This window comes from Aquitalea sp. (assembly GCF_030150775.1).
In the GTDB taxonomy this organism is placed as follows: Bacteria; Pseudomonadota; Gammaproteobacteria; order Burkholderiales; family Chromobacteriaceae; genus Aquitalea; species Aquitalea denitrificans.
On sequence record NZ_JASLFG010000057.1, the window covers coordinates 44,826 to 69,029 of the forward strand.

Genomic DNA, 24,204 nt, shown 5'->3' on the forward strand with positions numbered 1-24,204 from the left:
TTTCAAATTAAACTCATTTCTTTCTAAACAACTAGCGGATGAGGCCAAAATGAAATTTGCTACTTTTGCCAAAGGTTTGCTTGCTGCTGTTTTTGCCATATCAGCACTGGTGGCACAGGCCAGTGAGCTTACGGCGGATCAGGATGGTAAGATTTTTCGAGTAAGCTTACTGGGTACCGGGACGCCAGTGCCACAAATGGCGCGTGCGGGTTATAGCACTTTAGTGGAGGCAGGAAACCAGAAACTGGTTTTTGATTTTGGTCGCAGTGCCAGCACGCGGCTGTGGCAATTGCATATTCCGCTAGGGCGCATCAATGCTTTTTTCCTGACTCATTTTCATTCCGATCATACTGTCGGTTTACCTGATTTTTGGCTGACGGGCTGGTTACAACCGGCCTATGGCCGCCGTACTTCACCGATGAAGCTTTATGGCCCCACTGGAACGGAAGCGCTGGCGCAGGGCTTGCAACAGGCTTATGCAACCGATATTGCTACCCGAGTGAAAGATGAGGGCACCCCTATGGATGGGGTCATGATCCAGGCTCATGATGAAACAGCAGGTTTGGTGTATGACGAGGGTGGCGTGCGGGTTTATGCCTTTGATAATGATCATGGCGTCAATATCAAGCCTTCATTTGGGTATCGCATTGAATATCAAGGTCATGTTGTGGTGCTCTCCGGGGATACCCGCTATAGCCCTGAGGTAGTCAAGCAGGCCAAAGGTGTGGATTTGCTAGTGCATTGTATTTCTTTGACATCGGATGCCTTGTTGCAATCCAACCCGGCATACAAGGCCATTTTTGGCCATCTTTCCTCTCCGTTGGATGCCGCCCGGGTCTTGCGGGAAGCGCGACCCACATTGGCAGTCTTCAGTCATATCGGTCTGAATGGGGAGGTTTCCGTTGCGGACATCGCCAAACAGGTGCAAGCAAATTACGATGGCCCTTTTGTGATAGGCGAGGATTTGATGCAGTTTGAAATTCCGCTGCAGGCTGGGAGTCAGGGTATTGCCGTGTGGCAGGCTACCAAACCGTAAGCATGGCATGGAGACCCATTCGCAACATCTCCGTTGCTGCATTGCGTCTCCTTGCCACACTACTTGCCTTGCATACCCCCGCCCAGTGCCTTGAACAGGGCCACCAGGTTTTCTGCCTGCGCTTGCCGTGATGCCAGCCAGGCTTCACGCTGCTGCGCTTCCAATTGTTGCTGCGCCAATACCTCGGTTTTTGCCACCTCACCAACACGGAAACGCTGCCGCGCCAACCCTAGCTGCAATTCGGCCAGTTCCACATTGGCCTGCAAGGCATGCTGGCGCTGTGCCTCTTGCTGGTAGCGCAGCAAGGCGGTTTCGGTATCGGCCAGTGCTGCCAGCACTTTTTGCCGATAAGCCGCCAAAGCCGCATCCCGCGCCGCTTCGCGCGCTGTCACCTGGTTTTTCAGTCGTCCACCGGTAAACAAGGGCAGGCTCAGTTGCGGGCCGACATTCCAGAAGCGACTTGCCGCCGCAGTGAGATTGCCTTCGTGGATGGAATCCCAGCCGCCACTGCCCACCAGCACCAGCCGCGGGTATTGCTCGGCCACTGCCACGCCGATATCGGCTGTCGCCGCCGCCAGTTCGCGTTCGGCCTGACGGATATCCGCCCGCCGCCGCAACAAGTCAGCCGGCATGCCCACCGGTGCCTGCGCCAGCGTGGCAGGAACAGGCCGTTCCGCTGCCAGCGTGGCCAGCAACTGGGCCTGGGTCTGGTCCAGCAATACGCTGAGTGCAGCCACGGTAGCACCTTGGGCGGTGTGCAGGGCTGGCAGCGCCGCTTGCAGGCTGGCCACATTGCTGGCCGCCTGGTTAAGTTCGCTATCGGAAATTTCACCCGTCTGGCGCAGCAAGCCGGTGAGGCGCAGGCTTTCCCGCGCTGCCGCCAGTTGGGCTTCCAGATTGTGCTGGCGTGCCACCCAGCCACGGTAATCAATCACATTGCGCGCCACTTCCGCCGCCACCCGCAGCGCTACATCGGCCTGCTGTTCCTGCACGCTGTCCAGCCGGGCGCTGGCAGCTTCGCGGCTGCGGGCGGTATGGCCGAACAGGTCGATTTCCCAGCTGGCATCCAGTTGCAGGCGCTGGTCGTTAAAGCCGGTGCGCGGATTGGCAAACGGGATGTTGGCAAAGTTTTCGCTATTGCGGCTGAACTGGTCGCGCCCGCTGCGCGCACCGGCATTCAGTTGCGGCCACAGCGCACTGTCCACCACACCCAGGCTGGCCCGTGCCTGGCGCACACGGGCCTCGGCCTGGGCCAGATCCGGGCTGGACTGCAAGGCCTGCTCCACCAGCTGGCTGAGCGCGGCGTCATCAAATACCGTCCACCAGCGCTGCAACTGCGGCTGGCTGCTGCCGGCCTGATGCTGGTAGTGCGCCGGCAGCGTGGTTTGCGGCGCGTGGTAATCCGGGCCGACAGCGCAGGCGGTGAGCGCCAGCAAGGGGAAGAGCAAAGGAAAGAGGATACGGTGTGACATCAGTGACTCCTCTGCAGGAACATCCGGTAAGCCAGCAACAAGGTGCCGGCGGCAATGGCCAGCAGCGGCCACAGGTGTGGCCAGGCCTCGGCCAGGCCATAACCCTTCAGGAAGATGCCCTTGACGATGACGATGAAGTGGCTGAGCGGGTCCACCGCGCTGACCATGCGCAGCGGCAAGGGCATGTTTTCCACCGGGGCCATGTAGCCGGACAAAATCACCGCTGGCGACATGAAGGCAAACGAGCCGAGAAATGCCTGCTGCTGATTGCTGCTGAGGGCGGAAATCAGCAGGCCGAAACCCACCAGCGACAGCCCGTAACACAGCATGGAAACCAGCAGCAACCACACCGTGCCGCTGAACGGCACCTGGTAAACCCATACCGCGGCAGCGGCAATGATGCAGCCTTGCACCAGCGCCACCAGCATGCCGGGCAGCGCCTTGCCGGCCATGATGTAGGCCGGGGTCAGCGGCGACACCAGCAGTTGCTCGAAGGTGCCTTCCTCGCGCTCGCGTGCCAGCGACAGCGCGGTCACCATCAGGCAGCCGATGGTGGTGATGATGGCCACCAGACTTGGCAGCACGAACCAGCGGTATTCCAGATTGGGGTTGTACAGGTTTTGCACCAGCAGCCGCGCCGGTGCGGCTTGCCGGCTGCGCTCGGCGGCATACTGCTGCACCACTTGCAGGGCGTAGCCATAGGCAATCTGTGCGCTGTTGCTGCGTCGGCCATCGATGATGGCCTGCGCCGTCACGCCCTGGCCGCTGGCCAGGCGGCGCGAGAAATCCTGCGGCAGGCTGATGGCCAGCAAGGCCTGTTGCCGGTCTATCACCTGCTGCATGTCTTGCTGGCTGTGCAGCATCAGCACTTGTGGAAAAGCCTGGGTGGCAGCCAAACGTTGCACCAGCTCGATGGAAGCAGCGCCGCCATCCTGATTGAATACAGCCAGCGTGCTGTTTTTCACTTCCAGCGTTGCGGCAAACGGAAACAGCAGCAGTTGCAGCAGCACCGGGGCGATCAGCAGGCGGCGGCTTTGCGGGGTGCGCAGCAGCGCCTGCATTTCCTTGCGGATGAGGGTGAGCAGACGTTGCCACATCTCAGTTGCCATCCAGTCGGCGCGGTGTCCGCCAGGCAGTCAGGCCCAGCCAGAAGGCGGCGGACAGCAGCAGAAACAGCAGGTTGATCAGCAAGACCGGCCAGATTTCACCAGCCTGGAACAGTGTCTGCAAGGCGCTGACAAAATAGCGCGCCGGAATCAGGTAAGTCACCGCCTGTACCGCCAGCGGCATGCTGCGGATTTCAAACACGAAACCGGACAGCATGATGGCGGGCAGGAAGGCCGCGGTCAGCGCAAACTGGGCGGCAATGAACTGGTTGCGCGTGGTGGTGGACAGCAACAGGCCCAAGCCCAGTGCACTGCCCAGAAACAGGCTGGTGACCACAAACAGCACCCACAGCGAACCGCGCAGCGGCACACCCATCACCAGGGTAGCCACCAGCACACACATGCCCATGGCAGCCATGCCCAGCAGGTAGTAAGGGATGATTTTGGACAGCAGCAATTCGCTGCGGGTGACCGGTGTGGATAGCAGTGCCTCCATGGTGCCGCGCTCCCACTCGCGTGCCACCACCAGCGAGGTGAGCAGCGCGCCGATGATGGTCATGATGACCGAGATGGAGCCGGGCACCAGATAATTGCGGCTCACCGTGGTGGGGTTGAACCAGTAACGCGGCTGCACGGTCAGCGTAGCGGCAGCCGGCGGGCCGCTCTGGCGCTGGTTCAGCCACAGCTGGAATACCCCTTGCACATAGCTGGCAACAAAATTGGCGGTATTGGGTTCGGCCCCGTCGGTCAGCAGCTGGATGGCGGCGGTGCCCTGACCCTGCCTGACCCTGGCGGAAAAATCGCTGCGTAGGATCACCACCCCGCGCACCTCGCCCGCCTGCAATTGCTGACGCATGGCGGACTCGGAAGTGGACAAGCTGGCGGCGATATAGGGCGAGGCTTGCAGCGTTTGCACCAGGCGGCTGGCTTCTGCGCCGCCATCCTGCTGCACGATGCCCAGACGCACCCGGTTGGCATCCAGATTGATGCCATAGCCGTAGATGAACAGCAGCAACACCGGCAGTACGAAGGCAATCAGGATGCTGCTGGGGTCACGCACGATCTGGTAGCTTTCCTTGCGGCACAGCGCAGCAAGGCGGCGCAGGCTGATGCTCATGTGGCCTCCTGCAATTGGTCGTCACGCTCCACCAGTGCGATGAAGGCGTCTTCCATGCCTGGGTCGGGCAGGGCCGGGCTGGCCACCATGGCCTTGAGTGCATCCGGCGTGCCGCTGGCAATCATGCGGCCGCGGTACACCAGGCCGATGCGGTCGCAATATTCTGCTTCGTCCATGAAGTGGGTGGTCACCATCACCGTGACGCCCTTGTCTACCAGGCTGTTGATATGGTTCCAGAATTCGCGGCGGCTGACCGGGTCCACCCCCGACGTTGGTTCATCCAGAAACAGCAGCGGCGGCTGATGCATCAGCGCGCAGGCCAGCGCCAGCCGCTGCTTGAAGCCCAGCGGCAGTTCACCGGCATTCATGGCGAGGAAAGGCTGCAAGGCAAATACCCGCACCATGTCAGCCACCGCCGCCCGCTGGCGCGCACCGGACAGGCCGTAGATGCCGGAAAAGAATTCCAGGTTCTGCGCCACGCTGAGGTTGCTGTACAGGGCAAATTTCTGCGCCATGTAGCCAATTTGCTGCCGCGCCTGGCTGGCGGATTTTTTCAGGTCCAGCCCCATCACCCGTGCCGTGCCACTGCTTACCGGCAACAGGCCGCACATCATCTTGAAGGTGGTGGATTTGCCCGCGCCATTGGGGCCGAGCAGGCCGAAGATTTCGCCTCGGCGGATGCGGAAATCCACATGATCGGTGGCGACAAAATCACCAAAACGACGGGTGAGCTGTTCCGCCACGATGACGGCGTCGGCATCCACCCCATCCGGCAATCGCGCTGGCGGCATATGTTCGGTCAGCGGTGAATCGCCACCCGGCCCACCACCCAGCAAATCGATGAAGGCATCTTCCAGCCGTGGTTTGACTGGCTGCAGGCTGGCATCCGGCCCGGCATCCAAACTGGCAAGATCCGGCAGCTCGCCTGCCATGCGCAACACCAGCCGCACCGCGTGGCCTTGCAGCGCACCGTCTATCACCTGCGGGCAACGCAGTGCGCGGCGCAATACCTGACGACGGTTGCCGGTAATGCCCTGCAACAGCAGGCTGCGGCCCTGCATGCTGTCCATCAGCGCCTGCGGACTGCCGCGGTATTGCAGGCGGCCTTCGTGCATCAGCAACACTTCGCCGCACAGCTCGGCCTCATCCAGATAAGAGGTACTCCACAGCACCGCCATGCCGCCATCGGCCAGACTGCTGACCATGCGCCACAACTCGCGCCGCGAGATGGGGTCCACCCCGACACAGGGTTCATCCAGCAACAGGATGCGTGGCGAACCCAGCAGGGTGCAGGCCAGGCCCAGTTTCTGTTTCATGCCGCCGGACAATTTGCCGGCCAGCCGTGTGGTAAAGCGTGCCAGATCGGTAAACGCCAGCAGGCGCTGAAAACTTTCCTCCCGCTCAGCGCCGGTGACACCGCGCAAATCGGCATACAGCGTGAGGTTTTCCAGCACGGTAAGGTCTTCGTACAGGCCGAATTTTTGCGGCATATAGCCCAGTTGCAGGCGCAATGCGTCACCCGCCGTTACCGGGTCCAGCCCTTCCACCTGCAAGCTACCGCTATCAGGCTTGAGGAGGCCGGCCATCAGCCGCAGCAGGGTGGTCTTGCCAGCACCATCCGGCCCCACCAGCCCGGTGATGACGCCGCGGCGGATGTCGGCATCCAGCGCATGCAGGGCCGGGCGACCGGCAAAGGCATGGCTCAGACCGCGCAGGCGGATGGCGATGTCGTCCGCAGGCGTGCTCGTGGCCTGGTTCATGGCTGCGCCAGCTTCACCGTCACCGGCATGCCCTGACGCAAGGCGGCATCCGGCTGGGAGACGATCACGCGCAAACGGTAAACCTGGGCGGTGCGCAGGTCGGCGGTTTCCACATTCTTGGGAGTGAATTCCGCCGTGGGCGAGACAAAGCCCACTACGGCGGCATAGGGCTGGCTGCGCCCGTCGCGATAAACCCATACCTTGCGCCCCGGCTGGGTCTGGCCCAGCTGGGTTTCAGCCACATAGGCACGCACCCACACCGGCCGGGTGAGCGACAGGGTCAAGGTGCTGGCACCGGCTGCCAGCATGCTGCCCGGCTCCAGCACCCGGGTGAGGATGATGCCGTCCGACGGTGCGCTCAGCACGGTATCGGCCAGTTGCAGCCGGGCACTGGCCAGCTGGGCTTCGGCCCGTTTCACATTGGCGTCCACTTCGGCCACTTCCTGCGGCCGGTAGCCCTTGCTCAGTGCCTGGTATTGCTGCTGTGCGGCCTGATACTGCGCTTGCGCCTGCTCACGGGCAGAGCGGGCGGCATCCAGCGCCTTCACGGCCGCGGCACCGCTGCCGGCCAGTTCCTGTTGCCGCTGCCAGGCAGCATTGGCATCGGTCAGCACCGCCTGGCGGGCATCCAGCGTGGCGCGGGCCTGTGCCACATCTTCCGCCCGATACCCCTGGTGCATCAGCGATTGCCGGGCCTTGAGTGCTGAGAGTGCCGCTTCGGCATCGGCCAGGGTATTGCGTTGCGGTGCGTCGTCCAGCCGGGCCAGTACCTGCCCGGCCTTCACCGTTGCGCCTTCGTCCACCAGCACTTGCTGCAGGCGGCCACCCACGCGGAAGGACAAATTCACCTCGCGGATATCCACATTGCCGGACAGCACCAGCGCATCTGCGCCCTTGTCTTGTTGCCCGTACCAGATACCTGCGGCCAGCAGCCCCAACACCAGCAGCCCCGCCACCATGCGTTTCTTGTTCATTACGCCAGCTCCCTGGCACTGAGGCCCTTGAGCGCCCAGTGCAATCTTTGCTGCAAATGTTCCGGTTCCAGCGCATAGCTGGCCAAACCCTGCTCCAGCAGCGTGGGCAGAATGTGCTTGCCACTGCTCAATTGCTGCAATAGCACCGGGAAGCCCAGTGCCGACATCAAATACATCAGTTGATGCAAGGGCGGAGCCTGACACAGCTGGCCGGCCTGTTGCGCCTCGCTCAGGCATTGCAATAACAACTGCGGATGACGCGGCGCCAGATTGCGGATGAATTCCACCGCGACCACCTCGCCCGAGCCGGCATCCAGCAGCAACTGGCTGATCACCCCGCCCTCGGCTTTGGCAAAAGCCACCAGCTGCAGCAGCATGGCCGACAGACGGTCCAGCGGCTCACCCTGCTGCTGCAGGCTGTCCTGCAATTGCCGGTATAGCGGCGCATACCACAGCTCCAGCAGCATGCTGACAAATTGTTGGCGGTTGCCAAAGTGGTAGACAAAACCACCGGGATTCACCTCGGCCTGCTGGCAAATACCCCGTACGGTCAACTGGCGCAGGCCATGCTGGCGCAAGTGCTGCAAGCCATGTTCCAGCAACAGGACGCGGGTGGGGTGAGGATTGGTTTCGCGCTTCATGCTGCTAATTTATACATGTGTATAAAAATGGCAAAGCAAGATATTGGAATAATTGATGCAAGACAGGAAATGGCCGGTCAGGCGTGGCGGGCAGGCAACAGCAGGCCGCAGCCGGCCCACTGCATCAGTCAGGCAGATGCGCCTGCAGTAACTGGACAATACGCTGGCTGGCACCACGATGCGCTGCCGTAAACGCCAGCGCGGCGCTGTGCATCTGCTGACGACGGGCATCGTCCTGCAACAGCTCAAGTGCCTGCTGCACCAGCGCGGCGGCATCCGCCACTTGCAAGGCAGCGCCTGCCTGCAGCGCCAATTCACTGGCCTGGGCAAAATTGAACATGGACGGGCCAAACAAGACCGGCAGGCCGAGGCTGGCCGGCTCGATCAGGTTCTGCCCACCCAGCGGCAACAGGCTGCCGCCGACAAAAGCCACATCGGCACAGCCGTAATAGGCAAACAGCTCGCCCATGCTGTCGCCCAGCCACACCCTGCTTGATGCAGCCACGGTTTGCTGGTCGCTACGACGCTGCACGGCAAAACCCATGTCCTGCGCCAGCGCGGCCACACTGTCGAAGCGTTCCGGATGACGCGGCACCAGCAGCAGCAGGGTATTGCCGACTTCGGCCTGTTGCCAGGCCTGCAGGATCAGCTGTTCCTCGCCATCGCGCGTGCTGGCGCAAATGAATACCGGACGGCTGCCAATGCGCTGGCGAAACTGCGTCGCCAGTGCAGCCATGGCGGCTGGCGGGGTGAAATCGTACTTGGTATTGCCACACACTACCGGTGAACACACAGCCAATTGCTGTAAACGTTCGGCATCTTGCTGGCTTTGTGCAGCAATAGCAGTCAAATTACGCAAGGCCGGGCCAATCAGCCCCTGAATGCGGCAATAGCCGCGCAGCGATTTTTCCGACAGCCGGGCATTGGCCAGAAAAACCGGTACGCCTTGCTGGCGTGCCGCATGCAGCAGATTGGGCCAGAGCTCGGTTTCCATCAGCACGCCAAAGCGCGGCTGCCACACGGCCAGAAAATCCCGCACCGCACCGGGATAGTCGTAGGGCAGATAACGCACTTCGGCATCCGGGTAGAGCTGGCAGGCGGTTTCCCGCCCGGTGGGGGTCATCTGGGTGAGTAGCAGCGGCGCATCCGGCCAACGCTGGCGAATGGCCTGAATCAGCGGCAGGGCGGCGCGGGTTTCACCCACCGATACCGCATGAATCCAGATCGCGCCGGTGGCACGCGGCTGGCGTGCTTGGCCGAATCGCTCGTCCCAATGCTGCAGATAGGCCGGGGCCTTGCGCGCGCGTTTTTTCAGATAACGGCGAATCAGGGGCGTGGCAGCCCACCACAGCAGCGAGTACAGGCCGCGCCGCCAGTTCATTGCATGTCCTTGCGCGCCAGCAAGGCCTGATACACCGCATCCACCGTCGGGCACTGGCCGATATTGCCCAGATTGGTGGCCCAGGGGGTTTCCACCACGCCGGTCTTGCTGGGGTCGGTATCGGTGTAGATGGCCACCAGCGGCACATTCAGGGCATTGGCCAGATGGCACAGACCGGTATCCACGCCGATGACGGCGCGGGCATGGCCCAGTAATCCGCAAGCCTCTACCAGATTCATGCGTGGTGCCACCATGGCCTGCGGCATGGCAGCGGCCAGTCGCTCAGCGCGCTGCTGTTCGGCAGCATTGCCCCAGGGAATAATCAGTTGCAGACCATGTTGTGCAGCAAGCTGTTCACCCAGCGCAATCCAGTGTTGTTCCGGCCATTCCTTGGAGGCACGGCTGGTGGCATGCAGCAGCACGGCGTATTCGCCTTGCGGCAACCAGTCCGGTCGGGCTGCCGCAGGTACGCCAAAACATGGGCTGCCCTGCGGTTGGTAACCGAATACCTTGGCCAGCAACAAGCGGCAGCGTTCCACTGCCGACAGCGACCAGTCCACCCGGTGGGTCTTGTCATACAGCAGGCAGGCCAGCGGTTCGCGAATGCTGTGGCGGTCATAGCCGGTAAGCGGCGCACCGCTGAACTTGGCTGGCACTGCACTTTTCAGCAACCCCTGACAATCCACCACCAGATCCCATTGCGTGGCGCGCAGCTTCTGGCGCACGGCTTTCATTTCAGCCCAACAGGCTGGTGACAGCAGCTTTTTGCGCCAGCGTCGCCATGCCAAAGGAATCACGTCATCCACCGCCGGGTGTAAACGGGGAATGTCGGCGAAATTTTCTTCGGCCAGCCAGCTGATCCTGAGATTGGGGTAGTGCGTCTTGAGCTCGGTGATGGCTGGCCAGGTGTGGATAAGGTCGCCCATCGACGAGGTACGCACAATCAGTACGTTCATCATGGCGCGCATTGTAACCGAGCTGCACTGAAGCCGCTGTGGTTAACCAGGTAAATTCCGTGCGCAACAGATGTGGATAAGCAGCTGTGTATAATTCCGGCCATATTTATCCACAATCTGCCAGCCTGTCCGCCACCGGATTAATCCCAGTGCCATCAACAGGGCAAGTTACTGATCACGCATGTGTTTTTTATGGTTATCAACAGAAAACCACGGCTCTCATTAGTCTCTTCATAATAAAATTCAGTTTAAGATAAACAAGGTAACTGCACAAAAATGGCCACTAACAGGCAGGCGTGTTCAAGTCACTGACAGCATGTGGATAAACCAGGTCCAGCCAGAAAGGCTAAAGTTATCCACAAATGCTCAGCATGCAGGAAGCAGGCTGCTCAACATGTTTTGATATCTCTTAAATTATTGAATAAACAAGTAAAAAGACACTTATCCACAGATTTGGACTGCCTTCTACTAGTTTCTTCTATATACATATGGGAATAACAAGAAAAGATGCGAGAACCACTCAGCGTTGTGCTCATCACCAAAAATGCGGCCTTACAGCTGGAAAAAACCTTGGCAAGCATTCAGTGGGCAGAAGAAATCGTGGTGGTGGATTCGGGTAGTACAGACAATACGGTTGCCATAGCTTCTGCCTATAAGGCGAAAGTTATCCACCAGAGCTGGCTAGGATTCGGTCCACAAAAGCAGTTTGCCGTTCAGGCAGCCAGTCATGACTGGGTGCTATGTCTGGATGCAGACGAATGGCCATCGGAAGAATTGGTATTGCAAATCAAGCAGATACTGAACAATCCACAAGCCCGTGCTTACCGGTTTGCCCGCAGTAACCGTTTTATGGGTCGTTTTCTGAAACATGGCGAAGGCTACCCGGACTGGAGCCTGCGGCTGTTTGACCGACGCCATGCACGCTGGTCGGACGATCTGGTTCACGAGTATGTGCAGACCGAAAGCCCTGTGGAAAAGCTAACTGGCGATCTGATGCATGAGTCCGGCGAAGACATCGCGTTATACCTGGACAAGCAGAACCGCTATACCAGCCTGCAGGCGCAGCTACTGTATAAACGCGGGAAAAAGGCGGGATGGAGCAAGCTGGTGTCCAGTCCATTGCTGCGCTTTGCCAAGTTTTACCTGTTACGCCGTGGTTTTCTGGATGGTTTGCCCGGGCTTGTCCACATCAGCATCGGTTGCTTCAACAGCTATATCAAATACGCCAAGCTCAACGAGCTGCACAGGCTGGAAAAGAAATCATGAACATACTGGTAACCGGCGCTGCCGGTTTCATTGGCCGGGCGGTATGTGAACGTCTGCTGCAGGCTGGTGATTGCAATGTGATTGGTGTGGATAATCTCAACAGCTATTACCCGGTGAGCCTGAAACAGGCCCGTCTTGCCACGCTGGAGGGCCGTGACGGCTTTCGTTTCGTGCAACTGGACCTGGCAGACTGGGATGCGCTGAACGCGCTGTGTGCGGTACAAGGCTTCGATTACGTGATTCACCTGGCTGCGCAGGCTGGTGTGCGCTATTCCATCGATAATCCGCATGTGTATGCCCAAAGCAATCTGGTCGGCATGACCAATGTGCTGGAAGCATGTCGTCGATACCAGGTAAAACATCTGCTCTATGCCAGTTCCAGCAGCGTGTACGGCCAGAATGCCAAGGTGCCGTTTGCCGAAGACGACAGGGTGGATGCGCCGGTCAGCTTCTATGCCGCCACCAAGAAAGCCAACGAAGTGATGGCGCACAGCTATGCCCACCTGTATGGCTTGCCATGCACCGGGCTGCGCTTTTTCACCGTATACGGTCCGTGGGGAAGGCCGGACATGGCACCCTGGCTGTTTACCGAGGCGATATTGCAGGGCAAGCCGATCAAGGTGTTCAACCATGGCCAGATGCAGCGCGATTTCACTTTTATCGACGATATCGTGGAGGGCGTGGTACGGGTGATGCAGCATCTGCCATCCGCCGCAAACGGCCAGCCACCGTATGCGTTGTTCAATATCGGCAATCATAATCCGGTGGCTTTGCTGGATTTTATCCACAGCATAGAAAGCGCTTGCGGGCGTGAGGCGGTGAAGGAGTACTACCCGATGCAGGATGGTGATGTGCCCATCACCTATGCCGATACCAGTCGTTTGCGCGCTGCCGTGGGTTTTTCACCGGATACGCCGCTAACCACAGGCATGCAGGCGTTTGTTGACTGGTATCGTGCTTATCACCAGTGCTGAGTGCCATTTAATCGCCCATGGCGGGCCGCTGCGGCATTTTCCCGGCCTGGCCATGCCCCAGCGTGCCAGAAGCCGGAAAAATGCCCTGACTGGCCTTTACGGCGTGTGGAGGGACAGTTTGACCCTGCTTGGCAGGCTAGCAAGAGAAGGAAGCGAGCTGAAATGACAGCCATCGACATGCGTTTTGCCACGGCGGCGGATTGCGCGGCACTGCAACAGCTGATTCTGGAGCACGGTCCGAATGACTGGAATTACCTGCCTGCGGACGGGGTGGATCTGACCCTGCAGCAGCTGGCAGCCGGCACTGTGCAAGGTCTGCTGGCGGAGCAGGAAGGCCGCTTGTTGGGCATCATGCTGTTTGCCGTCAGCGACCGCTATCCGGCCTACCGTCCGGCCGATGTGGCTGCCGACAGGGCCGGATTTCTGATTGAGGCCGTGGTCAGTCGCGATAGTGCAGGCTTGGGACTGGGCAGCCGCCTGTTGCTGGCAGTGTGTGATGCCCTGCGGGCGCAGGGCTGTGGCTGGATCTGTGCGGATAGGCATCAGCAGAATACCGGTTCGGCTGGAATGATGCGCAAGGCAGGTTTTGCCGAACTGGGCAGTTATGATGATCCGGCTCACCGCTGGAGCGGATCACGCCAAACCACCGTCTGTGGCAGACGGCTTTAATGGGGGTAAGCGGCGTCAGTACAGCTTGCAGTTGAGGCTGAGCACAGCTTGCCAGCCAGCGCTGTGCTGCCTGGCTGAATCGGCCATCCAGCGCGAACCGGCACCGATATCCATCGACCAGCGCGGATCGAAGGGATGATTCAGCATCAGCAGCAGATTGCTTTGTTCCAGATGGCGGCCACTGCCATCTGCCTGATGTCCCAGGCTGGCAGCGCGTTGTGAATCGGCCAGGCTGGCCCAGCCCAGCAGACTGAGCCGCTGATTGCGCCAGTGGCCCAGGGTGAGATCCAGATTCATGATCAACAGGCTGCCCGGGCTGGCAGAACCCAGCCGGTCGGCATAGCCGATGGATAACGAGCCGCCCTGCGGCAGATCCACGCCATAACGCAGCACGCCCATCCAGTGGCTGGAGTTGGCACCCAGCTCCCACTGGCTTTCATTGGCGGCTGCCAACGTCATCCAGCCGCCGGGGGCGGGCAGACCAATGCCGGCTTCGCCCTGTTGCACAAACAGGCTGCCATAGGCGGTGTCATGCCGCAGGTCCATGCTGGGTTGCAGTTTGGCACCGCTGCCAGCTGCGGTCTGGTACAGGTTGCCAGCCAGGCTGAGCGTCAGGCTATGTACCGGTTCTTCAGCATGAAGGGGCAGGCTGGTCAGCAGGACAGTCAGTAGCGGAAAGACGGCAAGACAGCGCATGGAGGCTCCGGTGGCGGGAAAAAATGGCAGCTGACTGCCTGGGTGCTGGCAGAGCATACGCCGCCAGCTGCTGGCTGAAAACCGCGATTGCGGCCACGGGCAGGCATGAGAGTTGGACTGGCCTGTTCCGTACCAGCCATCTCTGGACGGGATATTTTTTTGTTACGCAAACATTTCTGCGTGATGTTGTCGTGATGCTGTGATTAAGCAGGCAGTAAGTTGATGAATCTATGATGTTAAATCGCAAATTATCATACTGCTTGCCACATTAATTTATATGCTATTTAGATTAATTGTTTTAATTTAAATAATTTTTGATATTAAACGGAACTACATTCACTTTCATGCAATCTGTCATGTATTGAAACTGTTTCGGAGGGCTGCGCCATGCTTCACCATTCCCCGCTGATTGCCACCATTGTCGGCAGCCTGGTGTTTGCCTTCATGCTGGGTACGCTGGCTTTCCGTCTGCGTCTGCCACCGCTGATCGGCTATCTGTGTGCCGGCATCGTGGCTGGGCCTTTTACACCAGGTTTTACTGCAGATAGCCAGATCGCACCACAATTGGCGGAGATGGGTGTGATTTTGCTGATGTTCGGTGTGGGATTGCATTTTTCGGTAAGAGACCTGCTGGCAGTGAAAACCATCGCCCTGCCCGGAGCCATCGGGCAGATTCTGCTGGCCACCGTGCTGGGGCTGGGCATGTCGCAGCTGTTGGGCTGGCCGCTGGGTGAGGGCGTAGTGTTTGGCCTGGCCTTGTCCACCGCCAGTACCGTGGTGCTGCTCAAGGCCTTGCAGGAAAAAAATCTGGAGCAGACTGATGACGGCAAGATCGCCATCGGCTGGCTGGTGGTGGAGGATCTGGTGATGGTGCTGACACTGGTGTTGCTGCCCATCTTTGCCGGAGTGCTGGGCGGTAAGGGAGCGGATACGGTGATCAGCGGCAGCGCCGTGCTGTGGACCATTGTACTGACGCTGGGCAAGGTGGCGGCCTTTGTGGCGCTGATGCTGGTGTTTGGCCGACGTTTTTTGCCGTGGATGCTGGAGCGCATTGTCTACACCGGCAGTCGTGAGCTGTTTCGCCTGGCTGTGTTGTCCACTGCGCTGGGGGTGGCTTATGGCGCGTCCTTGCTGTTTGATGTGTCGTTTGCGCTGGGTGCCTTCTTTGCCGGCATGGTGCTGGCCGAGTCACCGCTCAGCCACCGGGCTGCGGAAGAATCACTACCGCTGCGCGATGCTTTCTCGGTACTGTTTTTTGTCTCGGTGGGCATGTTGCTCAATCCCTCGGTTTTGCTGCATAACTTCTGGGAAGTGCTGGGTACTTTGCTGATCATCGTGGTGGGCAAGTCGCTGGGAGCCTATGGCATCGTCCGGCTGTTTGGCCGTAGCCCGGCCACGGCGCTGACCATTGCCGCCAGCCTGGCGCAGATTGGCGAGTTTTCCTTCATTCTGGCCGGGCTGGGCATTGCGCTGGGGCTGATGGGCGAGCACAGCCATTCGCTGATTCTGGCCGGGGCCATTCTGTCCATCCTGCTCAACCCCTTGCTGTTCTTGTGGACCGAGCGCTACCGCAAGCGTCAGCCGGCACTGGCCAGTAACGGAAAAGCCGCCTGATGGCGGCTTTTTCATGCATGCATATGGAGTAACACTCAGCTGTCGTTTTGCTCCAGCAAACTGGATGGCAGGCGGCTGATCAGGATCTTGTCCACCCGTGTGCGGTCCATGTCCACCACTTCGAAGCTGAAGCCCTGCCAGTCGAAACGGTCGGTCACCGCCGGCACCCGCCCCAGCTGGAACATCATCACGCCGCCCAGGGTGTGGATGTTGCCGGTGTCCTCGCCCGGCAGCGACTGCTCGACATCGAAATGCTGGCGGAAGTCGTCCGGCGTCACCATGCCGTCCACCAGATAGCTGCCGTCCTCGCGCTGCACGATGTCGTCGTCCTCGCCGTTAGCGTGGATGGAGGGCAGGTCGCCCACCACGGTTTCCAGCACGTCGTTCATGGTTACCAGGCCTTCCAGCTCGCCGTATTCGTCCACCACCAGCGCCAGATGGGTGTGTGCCTGACGGAACTGCTCCATCAGCTGCATCAGCGATACCGTGGCCGGGACGTACAGCGGAATTTGCAGGTCGGCAATGAAATCCACGCTTTGCCCGGCCAGCACCCGGTCCAGCATGCGTTTGGTGTCCAAAATGCCCAGCACATGTTCCATCCCGCCCTTGCACACCGGGAAATGGCTGTAACCGTGCGAAATCAGCAACTGGCGGTTATCGTGCTGCTGGTCTTCGATATCAATGGAAACAATATCCTTGCGCGGCGTCATCACTGCGGCCACCTTGCGATCGTCCAGCCGGAAGATGTTTTCCACCAGTTCCTGTTCGGCGCGGTCGAAAATGCCTTCGTCGGCACCCTGTTCCATCAGTACCCGGATTTCTTCTTCGGTAATGGACGGTTCATTGCTTTTGCGCGCACCGATCAGCCGCAGCAGGGTGTCGGTCAGCCGCGACAACAGCCGTACCAGCGGGGCAGCCAGGCGCGAGAGCAACAGCATGGGCGGGGCCAGGGTACTGGCGATGCCTTCCGGGTTCAGCATGGCCAGCCGCTTGGGCACCAGCTCGCCAAACACCAGCGACAAGGCGGTGATGGCGGCCACCATCAGTGCCACCGACAGCGGCTTGTTATAGGCATGCAGCTGCGGCAGGTTCAGTTCCAGCCAGTCCTGCAAATGTTCGGACAGGGCAGCTTCACCATACACGCCGGAGAAAATACTGATGCTGGTGATGCCGATCTGCACCGTTGATAGGAAACGGGTGGGTTCCTCTGCCAGGCGCAGTGCCGAGCGAGCCCCGCGGCGGCCTTCTTCTGCCCATTGCTGCAGACGGATCTTGCGTGAAGAAACAATGGCAATTTCGGACATGGCAAAGGCACCATTGAGTACGATCAGTACAAACAGAAAGAAAATATCCACGATGGGCGGCGGGGAGGAAGATGACCCTTGCTAGCTTAGGGCAATGCCGGCGGGCTGAAAAGCCGGGTTTTGCGCTACAGGGCTGCGCTGGGCAACCCTGCGGCAACTCCGTATCAGAACAGGCTGTTCTGGCTGCTGGCAGGCATCCAGCGGATGGTGTCGCGGCCATGAGCGGCCAGCCAGGCATTCACCTGCGAGAAATGACGACAGCCGTGAAAGCCGCGGCTGGCCGACAGCGGGGAGGGATGGGCCGCTGTCAGCACCAAGTGGCGACTGGTATCAATACGCTCGGCCTTGGTCTGCGCCCAGTTGCCCCATAGCAAGAATACACAGCCGGGGTTGTGCTGGTTGACTGCATCAATCAGTGCGTCGGTAACCGCTTGCCAGCCCAGCTTGCCATGGCTGCCTGCCTTGTCCATTTCCACGGTCAGCACGCTGTTGAGCAACAGCACGCCTTGTTCGGCCCAGTGTGTCAGGTCGCCACTGGCCGGCATGCCGCCACCCAGGTCTGCCACCAGTTCCTTGTAAATATTGCGCAGGCTGGGCGGGATACGTACGCCGGGCGGAACCGAAAAGGACAAGCCCATGGCTTCTCCTGCGCCGTGGTAAGGGTCCTGCCCCAGGATCACCACCTTGATGTCGGCCGGGGCCATGGTACGCAGGCTGTTGAAAATGAGCGGCTGCGGGGGAAACAGCGTTTTGCCCTGGCTGGCTTGCTGCTGCAGTTGCTGGTCGATCTGGCGCAGGCGGGCAAAGATGTCCGGGGCATGCAGGACAGCTTCCCAGGCCGGGTGTACCGGGGCCAGGGCCGGGGCGAGGTAGGGGAGGGATTGCTGACTCAAAACGGATTCCATTTTGTCGATTGATTGCCGGTTTGGATGGGGAAAACGGGGGACGGTTCCAAAACAAAAGCCATTCCCGCTGGCAGGAATGGCTTGCTTGTGCTGCGATCAGTAGCGGGCTGTCCGGCTCAGTAATGTGCCATGCCCGGGTCAACATCATTGGCCCAGGCTTCCACGCCACCTTGCAGGCTCAGTACCTGTTCGAAACCGGCATTGGCCAGATACAGGCCTACCTGATAACTGCGCACGCCATGATGGCAGACAGTGACGATGGTCTTGTCATCCGGCAGTTCGCTCATGCGCAGCGGAATCAGGTTCATCGGGATATGCAGCGAACCGGCAATGCTGGCCAGCTGCACTTCCCAGTCCTCGCGCACGTCCAGCAACAGCGGCTGTGCTGCCGTGCTGTCGGCGCGCCAAGCGGCCAGGTCGCGGGCAGTAATTTCCCGGATCATCAGAATACGAAACGTTCCGGCTCGATGGCTTCAGCCTTGGCCAGACGGGAAATACAGGTTTCGAACAGATTGGTTTCGCTGAAGGCGCTTTCGCTGACACGCTTGATCAGCTTGCAGCTCATGGCCGGCAGGTCACCCACCACCACAATCATGCGGCCACCTACAGCTAGCTGGGCTTTCAGGGTTTCCGGCACCACCGGCAGCGAACCGCCTACTACGATCACGTCGAACGGGGCTTGCTCCTTCAGGCCATCCAGGCCATTGCCTTCCACCAGGGTGACATTGCCGATGCCGGCTTTTTTCAGGCTGGCTGCAGCTGCTTCGCGGGTGGCGGCATTAATCTCAACGCTATATACGTGGCGGCCCAGCTTGGCCAGCAGCGCGGTCAGGTAGCCTGCGCCGGTGCCAACTTCCAGTACCTTGTCCTGCGGCTGTACGGCAACATCCTGTGCCAGACGCGCTTCCAGCTTCGGTTGCAGCATCTTGCCGCCGTTTGGCAACGGCAGTTCGGTGTCGACAAAAGCCAGCTGGCGCTTGTCGGCAGCGACGAAATCTTCGCGTTTCACGTGAAACAGCAGGTCCAGAATCTTGGGGTCAAGTACGTCCCACGGACGAATCTGCTGCTCGACCATGTTGAAACGGGCATTTTCAAAATCCATCAGCTTACTCCGAAGGGCTGGCTGCCAGCAGCAGTCAATCGGTATCCCGAAAAACCGGCCGCCCGGACAGCATGTCATGACGATAACTTGCGATTATCCCACATTTACCTTACCTTCACAGCATCGCTAGGGGTCCTGTGCGCTGTGTTGTGGTGTCCATATCCAGTCTGATTGTGGAATGTTGCCGCTTCATGTTGCACGGGTGAGAAATACCCTTGGAACCTGACCCGGTTAATCCCGGCGTAGGGAAGCGTCATCTGCATGGTTCCCACCTTTTCCCTGCAGCCGGCTTGCCGGATTTCGCTCCTTGCGCCGTTTCATCGCATGGAGGAAACCCGATGAACGCGCCCACCAAACTCAATGCAGCCATGACGGTCGATTCGGCCGCCATCCAGCCCTTGCCCAACTCCCGCAAGATTTATGTTGAAGGCAGCCGTGCCGACATCCGCGTGCCGATGCGCGAAATCAGCCAGAGCGACACCCCCACCCAGTTTGGCGGCGAGCAAAACCCGCCCATCTATGTGTATGACACCAGCGGCATTTATTCCGACCCGGCCGCCAAGATAGACATCCAGAGCGGCCTGCCCGCATTGCGTGCCGCCTGGATTGCCGAACGTGGCGACACCGAGCAGCTGGCTGGCCTGTCCAGTGAATATGGCCGTGCCCGCGAGGCCGACAGCAAGCTGGACGACCTGCGCTTCAACCTGACGCGCAAGCCGCGTCGTGCTTTGCCGGGCAAGAATGTCAGCCAGATGCACTATGCGCGCCAGGGCATTATCACCGCGGAGATGGAATACGTTGCCATCCGCGAAAGCCTGAACCGCAAGGCCTATATCGAGAGCCTGCAAGCGGCGGGTGGCAAGAACGCCAAGCTGCTGGAATTGATGACGCGTCAGCATGCCGGTCACAGCTATGGCGCTGCACTGCCGGAGGAAATCACCCCGGAATTCGTGCGCCAGGAAGTGGCTTCCGGCCGCGCCATCATCCCCAACAACATCAACCACCCGGAATCCGAGCCGATGATCATTGGCCGTAATTTTCTGGTGAAGATCAACGGAAATATCGGCAATAGTGCAGTAACGTCGTCGATTTCCGAAGAAGTGGACAAGATGACCTGGGGCATCCGCTGGGGTGCCGACACCATCATGGACTTGTCCACCGGCAAGAATATCCACGAAACCCGCGAGTGGATTCTGCGCAATTCGCCGGTACCCATCGGCACCGTGCCCATCTACCAGGCGCTGGAAAAGGTCAACGGCAAGGCCGAGGACCTCACCTGGGAAATCTTCAAGGACACGCTGATCGAGCAGGCCGAGCAGGGCGTGGACTACTTCACCATCCACGCCGGTGTGCTGCTGCGTTATGTGCCGCTGACTGCCAACCGCATGACCGGCATCGTGTCGCGCGGTGGTTCCATCATGGCCAAGTGGTGTCTGGCGCATCATCAGGAAAACTTCCTGTACACGCATTTCGAAGAGATTTGCGAAATCATGAAGGCCTACGACGTGGCCTTCAGCCTGGGCGACGGCCTGCGTCCGGGCAGTGTGTGGGATGCCAACGATGCGGCGCAGCTGGGTGAACTGAAAACCCTGGGCGAGCTGACGCAGATTGCCTGGAAACACGATGTGCAGGTGATGATCGAAGGCCCCGGCCATGTGCCGATGCAGCTGATCAAGGAAAACATGGACAAGGAACTGGAGTGGTGCCACGAAGCGCCGTTCTACACCCTGGGCCCGCTGACCACCGACATCGCTCCGGGTTACGACCACATCACTTCCGCCATCGGCGCGGCGCAGATCGGCTGGTATGGCACTGCCATGCTGTGCTACGTCACCCAGAAGGAACACCTGGGCCTGCCCAACAAGGATGACGTCAAGGAAGGCATCATCACCTACAAGCTGGCCGCCCACGCCGCCGACCTGGCCAAGGGCCACCCCGGCGCGCAGATTCGCGATAACGCCCTGTCCAAGGCACGTTTCGAATTCCGCTGGGAAGACCAGTTCAATCTGGGCCTGGACCCGGACAAGGCGCGCAGCTTCCACGACGAAACCCTGCCCAAGGACAGCGCCAAGGTGGCGCACTTCTGTTCCATGTGCGGCCCGCATTTCTGCTCGATGAAGATTACCCAGGACGTGCGCGAATTCGCCGCCCAGCAGGGCATCAGCGATGAAGCTGCGCTGCGGAAGGGCATGGAAGTGAAGTCGGTGGAGTTTGTGAAGGGTGGGGCCAAGCTGTACGACAAGATCTGATCTTGTTCATCACCTGACTTATCCACAGGTCTGGAAAAAACGGCAGCTGCGGCTGCCGTTTTTTGTGTCCGGGTTTTATCCACAACCATCGGCGATGCGCGCAGCCTGCTGCTGGTGTTCAATCTGCATTGCAAGAAAGAGTCGGAATTGCTGGACTTGCTGACGTGCAGAATCAGATCCTTTTAATTTCAATGTCTTGATGAATTAAGGCTGACTGTGGATAAATGACAGCTCTGCATCTTGCTGTGGATAAGCAGCTTGCCACTTGGCAAAGTGGTTCCATCCCTATTGTGTTCACTGGCTCTGCCCGTAGAGCCATAAGCCGTGCAGCATGGACGCTTATCCACAGGAGAGTGCCATGACCCAAGCCATATTCATCCGCCCGCTTGCCGCCGACGATTTTGCTGCCTGGCTGCCCTTGTGGCAGGGCTATCTGGATTTCTATCACAGCAGCCAGAGCAAAGCAGATACCGCCATTACCTGGCAGCGCTTTCTCGATGCGGCCGAGCCGATGCAGGCCTGGCTGGCCTGGCAGGGCGAGCGCGCGGTGGGCCTGGTGCATACGGTATTGCATCGCAGTAGCTGGACGCCGGGCAATTACTGTTATCTGCAGGATTTGTATGTACAGCCTGATGTGCGCGGCACGGGGGCCGGACGGGCGCTGATCGAGCAGGTGTATGCCTATGCGGCAGATGCCGGCTGCAGCCGGGTGTACTGGCTCACCCATGAAAGCAATGCCACGGCCCGTCAGCTGTATGACAGGCTGGCTGACAACCTGGGTTTTATCCAGTACCGCAAGCAGGTGGGTTAAGTGGCGTGGACAGGGTGTTGTTGCAGTGCTGCGCCGCCCTGTTTCCGTCTGCCCGGGCATGCCTTAGCCAGCTGCCAGGCGAGCATGTATCAGCGGTTTTGAGGCTGGAGTACCGGCCGGGATGCGATTATGCTGATGGCCTCGCCACCAAGGACATGGTCATGATCAACGTCAGCATTCTCTATCCGTATAGCGCTACTGCCCGTTTCGATTTCGACTACTACCTGCAACAACACATGCCGCTGGCCAGCAAGCTGTTGGCTCCGGCCTTGCTGGACATGCGGGTGGAGAAGGGCGTCAGCGGCAGCGAGCCGGGCAGTAAGCCCCATTTCACTGCGCTGTGCCAGTTGCAGTTTGAATCGGTGGAGTCGTTTCTTGCCGCCTTCATGCCGATCGCAGCGCAATTGCAGGGTGATATCGCCAATTACACCGATATCACGCCGCAGATCCAGTACAGTGAAATCTTGCTGGGCTAGTTTGTTTCAAGGTGAGCGGCCAGTTCGCTTGGCCCCTGCTGTAACACCAGCTGTGGCGTGCCGTGCCAGGCGGCCAGCTTGTGCAGCATGGCGGCCAGATCGCGGCACAGCTGGCCGGTGGGCTTGATGCCAGGCTCCAGATACAGATTCTTGATTTCAAACACGCCTTGCTGACGGTGGGCCTTGGCATCCATGCGTCCCACCAGCCGGCCACGGCTGAGCAGCGGCAGCACGAAATAGCCGAAGCGGCGCTTGGCCGCCGGGGTATAGCACTCAATGCGGTAATCAAAGCCAAACAGCTCGCTGGCGCGTTTGCGGTCCCACACCACCGGGTCAAACGGTGACAGCGTAGCGCTATGGGTGGATTTGAGCTTCCCTGCCGCAGCCTGTTGCAATTCGGCCTGCAGGCCGTGATGGACGAAAACATCGTGCTGCCAGCCTTCGATGCGGGCGGGAATCAGCTCCCCCTCATCCGCCAGCTGGTGTAGCAAAGCGTCGTACTTGCCCCGACGCAGCCGGTAGTAATCGGCCACCCAGCCGGCCTTGACCACGCCCAGCGCCCGGCAGCTATTGCGCACCATGTCGCGTTGCGTTGCCTCCAGACTGGGCAGATCGCGCGCATCGTCCCAATCCGGCATCACCCGTTCTGCCACATCGTAGACGCGCTGAAAGCTGCGTCGCTCCTTCACCATCAGTTGGCCCAGGGTGAACAGCACTTCCAGATGGCGTTTTTCCGGCTTCCAGTCCCACCAGCCATCCCCCTTGCCACTACTGCGTTTGAAGTCGGCAGAGCGCACCGGGCCGTGTGTACGGATTTTCTGCAGCAGTTCTTCTACTGCCGGCTGGTGTAGTTCCAGCCAGCGCTGCGGATATTTCCAGCCCATCTGCGCCGGGTCCAGCATGCGGTGGCGTAGCAGGCGGTAGTCTTCCCGTGGCACGAAGCAGGCTTCGTGCGCCCAGTATTCAAACACGGCACCGCTGGCCAGTGTGGTATCCAGCCAGGTCTGGTCGTAATGACCCAGTCGGCTGTACAGCACCAGATAGGGGCTGCGTGCCACCACGCTGATGGTATCGATCTGCAGCAAGGCCATGCGGCGGATGGTGGCCAGCACATCGGCTGGTGTGGCCTTCCGTCGCGGCGGGGTCTGCAGGCCCTGGGCAGCCAGGTGCAGCAGCCGGGCCTGGGGAAGCGAAAGATGCAAGGTCATGATGGGCGGCTGTAAGGGCAGGTGGCCAGACTATAGCAAGGCAGCTGCCTGGTCGGGACTGTAACGCAGCCGGTAGCGCTAGATCTGTCGGTGTCAGGCAACACCCGGGTCATTGCCGGGGCACACTCTGCATTTGAGGATTGCACAGCAGCAGGTAATAGGGCCATGCTGCTCATCTGCATCAGGAGCAAGAGGAAAACAAAATCATGGATACCGGCAAACATCAGCTGGAACAACTATTCGCCCAGCTAGGACTGGATAACGATGTTACTGCAATCAAGGTATTTCTGGCCCGTCACTGGCTGGAACCGGGCCAGGCCTTGCCGGATGCCGCTTTCTGGAAGCCGGCGCAGGCGGATTTCCTGCGTCAGGCCCTGGCTAGCGATGCCGAATGGGCTGAGGCCGTGGATGAGCTGGCGGTATTGCTGAGCCAGAAATAGTATTGGGCGGGGTTGATGAAAGCGCGGGCAGTTGCCATTGGCACTGT

At 59.9% G+C, this 24,204-nt stretch carries 23 protein-coding genes and 1 riboswitch; of the genes, 9 read left to right on the plus strand and 14 right to left on the minus strand.

The window, feature by feature from the left end; genetic code table 11:
• The first annotated feature begins 49 nt into the window (after positions 1 to 49).
• The gene (locus tag QVF59_RS19290) at positions 50 to 1,036 is read left to right on the plus strand and encodes an MBL fold metallo-hydrolase (protein ID WP_287881981.1); all 987 of its coding nucleotides are present in this window, start codon (positions 50 to 52) and stop codon (positions 1,034 to 1,036) included.
• Positions 1,037 to 1,095: 59 nt separating this feature from the next.
• Here the strand turns inward: QVF59_RS19290 and QVF59_RS19295 are convergent, their stop codons facing one another.
• The 8 genes from QVF59_RS19295 to waaC all read right to left on the minus strand — a co-directional run bounded on the left by QVF59_RS19295 (position 1,096) and on the right by waaC (position 10,443).
• The gene (locus QVF59_RS19295; RefSeq protein WP_287881983.1) at positions 1,096 to 2,508 is read right to left on the minus strand and encodes an efflux transporter outer membrane subunit; all 1,413 of its coding nucleotides are present in this window, start codon (positions 2,506 to 2,508) and stop codon (positions 1,096 to 1,098) included.
• Positions 2,508 to 3,605, minus strand: coding sequence for an ABC transporter permease (locus QVF59_RS19300; protein WP_159880511.1), 1,098 nt, complete (start codon positions 3,603 to 3,605; stop codon positions 2,508 to 2,510). The genes QVF59_RS19295 and QVF59_RS19300 overlap by 1 nt, the downstream gene beginning before the upstream one ends.
• Position 3,606: 1 nt before the next feature.
• A complete protein-coding gene (locus QVF59_RS19305; RefSeq protein ID WP_287881985.1) occupies positions 3,607 to 4,731 on the minus strand; it encodes an ABC transporter permease in 1,125 nt (374 codons plus the stop codon).
• The gene (locus tag QVF59_RS19310; protein ID WP_287881987.1) at positions 4,728 to 6,491 is read right to left on the minus strand and encodes an ATP-binding cassette domain-containing protein; all 1,764 of its coding nucleotides are present in this window, start codon (positions 6,489 to 6,491) and stop codon (positions 4,728 to 4,730) included. Before QVF59_RS19310 ends, QVF59_RS19305 begins: the two co-directional genes overlap by 4 nt.
• On the minus strand, positions 6,488 to 7,465 hold the full coding sequence (gene hlyD / locus QVF59_RS19315) for a secretion protein HlyD (RefSeq protein WP_287881989.1): 978 nt from the start codon (positions 7,463 to 7,465) through the stop codon (positions 6,488 to 6,490). Before hlyD ends, QVF59_RS19310 begins: the two co-directional genes overlap by 4 nt.
• On the minus strand, positions 7,465 to 8,106 hold the full coding sequence (locus tag QVF59_RS19320) for a TetR/AcrR family transcriptional regulator (RefSeq protein ID WP_287881991.1): 642 nt from the start codon (positions 8,104 to 8,106) through the stop codon (positions 7,465 to 7,467). The genes hlyD and QVF59_RS19320 overlap by 1 nt, the downstream gene beginning before the upstream one ends.
• A gap of 124 nt (positions 8,107 to 8,230) precedes the next feature.
• Positions 8,231 to 9,487: a lipid IV(A) 3-deoxy-D-manno-octulosonic acid transferase gene (waaA, locus tag QVF59_RS19325; RefSeq protein WP_287881992.1), complete on the minus strand. Its 1,257-nt coding sequence runs from the start codon at positions 9,485 to 9,487 to the stop codon at positions 8,231 to 8,233.
• Positions 9,484 to 10,443, minus strand: a complete 960-nt coding sequence (gene waaC, locus QVF59_RS19330; protein ID WP_287882183.1) for a lipopolysaccharide heptosyltransferase I — start codon at positions 10,441 to 10,443, stop codon at positions 9,484 to 9,486. The genes waaA and waaC overlap by 4 nt, the downstream gene beginning before the upstream one ends.
• A gap of 507 nt (positions 10,444 to 10,950) precedes the next feature.
• Between waaC and QVF59_RS19335 the strand changes: the two genes are divergently transcribed.
• From QVF59_RS19335 to QVF59_RS19345, 3 genes are all read left to right on the plus strand, one after another.
• Positions 10,951 to 11,709, plus strand: coding sequence for a glycosyltransferase family 2 protein (locus QVF59_RS19335; protein ID WP_287881994.1), 759 nt, complete (start codon positions 10,951 to 10,953; stop codon positions 11,707 to 11,709).
• Complete coding sequence (locus tag QVF59_RS19340; RefSeq protein WP_287881996.1) at positions 11,706 to 12,683, plus strand: NAD-dependent epimerase; 978 nt, start codon at positions 11,706 to 11,708, stop codon at positions 12,681 to 12,683. The genes QVF59_RS19335 and QVF59_RS19340 overlap by 4 nt, the downstream gene beginning before the upstream one ends.
• Positions 12,684 to 12,845: 162 nt before the next feature.
• Positions 12,846 to 13,352 (plus strand): GNAT family N-acetyltransferase, encoded by a 507-nt coding sequence (locus QVF59_RS19345; protein ID WP_287881998.1) that lies wholly within the window; start codon positions 12,846 to 12,848, stop codon positions 13,350 to 13,352.
• 15 nt (positions 13,353 to 13,367) lie between these two features.
• Here the strand turns inward: QVF59_RS19345 and QVF59_RS19350 are convergent, their stop codons facing one another.
• Positions 13,368 to 14,048, minus strand: coding sequence for a hypothetical protein (locus QVF59_RS19350; RefSeq protein ID WP_287881999.1), 681 nt, complete (start codon positions 14,046 to 14,048; stop codon positions 13,368 to 13,370).
• Positions 14,049 to 14,435: 387 nt separating this feature from the next.
• Here QVF59_RS19350 and QVF59_RS19355 point away from each other — a divergent pair, with 387 nt between their 5' ends.
• Positions 14,436 to 15,662: a cation:proton antiporter domain-containing protein gene (locus QVF59_RS19355; RefSeq protein ID WP_287882001.1), complete on the plus strand. Its 1,227-nt coding sequence runs from the start codon at positions 14,436 to 14,438 to the stop codon at positions 15,660 to 15,662.
• Between the two features lie 35 nt (positions 15,663 to 15,697).
• Here QVF59_RS19355 and QVF59_RS19360 read toward each other — a convergent pair whose 3' ends face one another.
• From QVF59_RS19360 to QVF59_RS19375, 4 genes are all read right to left on the minus strand, one after another.
• The gene (locus QVF59_RS19360) at positions 15,698 to 17,017 is read right to left on the minus strand and encodes a hemolysin family protein (protein ID WP_287882003.1); all 1,320 of its coding nucleotides are present in this window, start codon (positions 17,015 to 17,017) and stop codon (positions 15,698 to 15,700) included.
• A gap of 113 nt (positions 17,018 to 17,130) precedes the next feature.
• A complete protein-coding gene (ung, locus tag QVF59_RS19365) occupies positions 17,131 to 17,859 on the minus strand; it encodes a uracil-DNA glycosylase (protein ID WP_287882005.1) in 729 nt (242 codons plus the stop codon).
• A gap of 128 nt (positions 17,860 to 17,987) precedes the next feature.
• Positions 17,988 to 18,314 carry a rhodanese-like domain-containing protein gene (locus tag QVF59_RS19370; RefSeq protein ID WP_287882007.1) on the minus strand — a complete coding sequence of 109 codons (327 nt, stop codon included), beginning with the start codon at positions 18,312 to 18,314 and terminating at the stop codon, positions 17,988 to 17,990.
• Entirely contained in the window at positions 18,314 to 18,973 is a 660-nt protein-coding gene (locus QVF59_RS19375) for a protein-L-isoaspartate O-methyltransferase family protein (RefSeq protein WP_287882008.1), read from the minus strand. Before QVF59_RS19375 ends, QVF59_RS19370 begins: the two co-directional genes overlap by 1 nt.
• Positions 18,974 to 19,091: 118 nt before the next feature.
• A riboswitch (TPP riboswitch) is annotated at positions 19,092 to 19,239 on the plus strand.
• 72 nt (positions 19,240 to 19,311) lie between these two features.
• Here QVF59_RS19375 and thiC point away from each other — a divergent pair.
• The 3 genes from thiC (at position 19,312) to QVF59_RS19390 (ending at position 22,509) form a co-directional block, all read left to right on the plus strand.
• Positions 19,312 to 21,222 carry a phosphomethylpyrimidine synthase ThiC gene (gene thiC / locus QVF59_RS19380; RefSeq protein WP_287882010.1) on the plus strand — a complete coding sequence of 637 codons (1,911 nt, stop codon included), beginning with the start codon at positions 19,312 to 19,314 and terminating at the stop codon, positions 21,220 to 21,222.
• A gap of 358 nt (positions 21,223 to 21,580) precedes the next feature.
• Positions 21,581 to 22,033 (plus strand): GNAT family N-acetyltransferase, encoded by a 453-nt coding sequence (locus QVF59_RS19385; RefSeq protein ID WP_287882012.1) that lies wholly within the window; start codon positions 21,581 to 21,583, stop codon positions 22,031 to 22,033.
• Positions 22,034 to 22,194: 161 nt separating this feature from the next.
• Entirely contained in the window at positions 22,195 to 22,509 is a 315-nt protein-coding gene (locus tag QVF59_RS19390; protein WP_287882013.1) for an EthD family reductase, read from the plus strand.
• On the opposite strand, the gene QVF59_RS19395 is transcribed toward QVF59_RS19390, so the two are convergent.
• Complete coding sequence (locus tag QVF59_RS19395) at positions 22,506 to 23,717, minus strand: winged helix-turn-helix domain-containing protein (protein WP_287882015.1); 1,212 nt, start codon at positions 23,715 to 23,717, stop codon at positions 22,506 to 22,508. The two genes, QVF59_RS19390 and QVF59_RS19395, sit on opposite strands and share 4 nt — an antisense overlap.
• Positions 23,718 to 23,923: 206 nt before the next feature.
• On the opposite strand from QVF59_RS19395, the gene QVF59_RS19400 reads away from it, so the two are divergent.
• Complete coding sequence (locus tag QVF59_RS19400; protein ID WP_159880551.1) at positions 23,924 to 24,157, plus strand: DUF2789 domain-containing protein; 234 nt, start codon at positions 23,924 to 23,926, stop codon at positions 24,155 to 24,157.
• Positions 24,158 to 24,204: the final 47 nt, after the last annotated feature.

Excerpts from the sequence above, each read along its gene's own strand:
- QVF59_RS19290 (WP_287881981.1), top strand. The coding sequence starts at position 50 with ATGAAATTTGCTACTTTTGCCAAAGGTTTGCTTGCTGCTGTTTTTGCC.
- QVF59_RS19295 (WP_287881983.1), bottom strand. The coding sequence starts at position 2,508 with ATGTCACACCGTATCCTCTTTCCTTTGCTCTTCCCCTTGCTGGCGCTC.
- QVF59_RS19300 (WP_159880511.1), bottom strand. The coding sequence starts at position 3,605 with ATGTGGCAACGTCTGCTCACCCTCATCCGCAAGGAAATGCAGGCGCTG.
- QVF59_RS19305 (WP_287881985.1), bottom strand. The coding sequence starts at position 4,731 with ATGAGCATCAGCCTGCGCCGCCTTGCTGCGCTGTGCCGCAAGGAAAGC.
- QVF59_RS19310 (WP_287881987.1), bottom strand. The coding sequence starts at position 6,491 with ATGAACCAGGCCACGAGCACGCCTGCGGACGACATCGCCATCCGCCTG.
- hlyD (WP_287881989.1), bottom strand. The coding sequence starts at position 7,465 with ATGAACAAGAAACGCATGGTGGCGGGGCTGCTGGTGTTGGGGCTGCTG.
- QVF59_RS19320 (WP_287881991.1), bottom strand. The coding sequence starts at position 8,106 with ATGAAGCGCGAAACCAATCCTCACCCCACCCGCGTCCTGTTGCTGGAA.
- waaA (WP_287881992.1), bottom strand. The coding sequence starts at position 9,487 with ATGAACTGGCGGCGCGGCCTGTACTCGCTGCTGTGGTGGGCTGCCACG.
- waaC (WP_287882183.1), bottom strand. The coding sequence starts at position 10,443 with ATGAACGTACTGATTGTGCGTACCTCGTCGATGGGCGACCTTATCCAC.
- QVF59_RS19335 (WP_287881994.1), top strand. The coding sequence starts at position 10,951 with ATGCGAGAACCACTCAGCGTTGTGCTCATCACCAAAAATGCGGCCTTA.
- QVF59_RS19340 (WP_287881996.1), top strand. The coding sequence starts at position 11,706 with ATGAACATACTGGTAACCGGCGCTGCCGGTTTCATTGGCCGGGCGGTA.
- QVF59_RS19345 (WP_287881998.1), top strand. The coding sequence starts at position 12,846 with ATGACAGCCATCGACATGCGTTTTGCCACGGCGGCGGATTGCGCGGCA.
- QVF59_RS19350 (WP_287881999.1), bottom strand. The coding sequence starts at position 14,048 with ATGCGCTGTCTTGCCGTCTTTCCGCTACTGACTGTCCTGCTGACCAGC.
- QVF59_RS19355 (WP_287882001.1), top strand. The coding sequence starts at position 14,436 with ATGCTTCACCATTCCCCGCTGATTGCCACCATTGTCGGCAGCCTGGTG.
- QVF59_RS19370 (WP_287882007.1), bottom strand. The coding sequence starts at position 18,314 with ATGATCCGGGAAATTACTGCCCGCGACCTGGCCGCTTGGCGCGCCGAC.
- QVF59_RS19375 (WP_287882008.1), bottom strand. The coding sequence starts at position 18,973 with ATGGATTTTGAAAATGCCCGTTTCAACATGGTCGAGCAGCAGATTCGT.
- thiC (WP_287882010.1), top strand. The coding sequence starts at position 19,312 with ATGAACGCGCCCACCAAACTCAATGCAGCCATGACGGTCGATTCGGCC.
- QVF59_RS19385 (WP_287882012.1), top strand. The coding sequence starts at position 21,581 with ATGACCCAAGCCATATTCATCCGCCCGCTTGCCGCCGACGATTTTGCT.
- QVF59_RS19390 (WP_287882013.1), top strand. The coding sequence starts at position 22,195 with ATGATCAACGTCAGCATTCTCTATCCGTATAGCGCTACTGCCCGTTTC.
- QVF59_RS19395 (WP_287882015.1), bottom strand. The coding sequence starts at position 23,717 with ATGACCTTGCATCTTTCGCTTCCCCAGGCCCGGCTGCTGCACCTGGCT.
- QVF59_RS19400 (WP_159880551.1), top strand. The coding sequence starts at position 23,924 with ATGGATACCGGCAAACATCAGCTGGAACAACTATTCGCCCAGCTAGGA.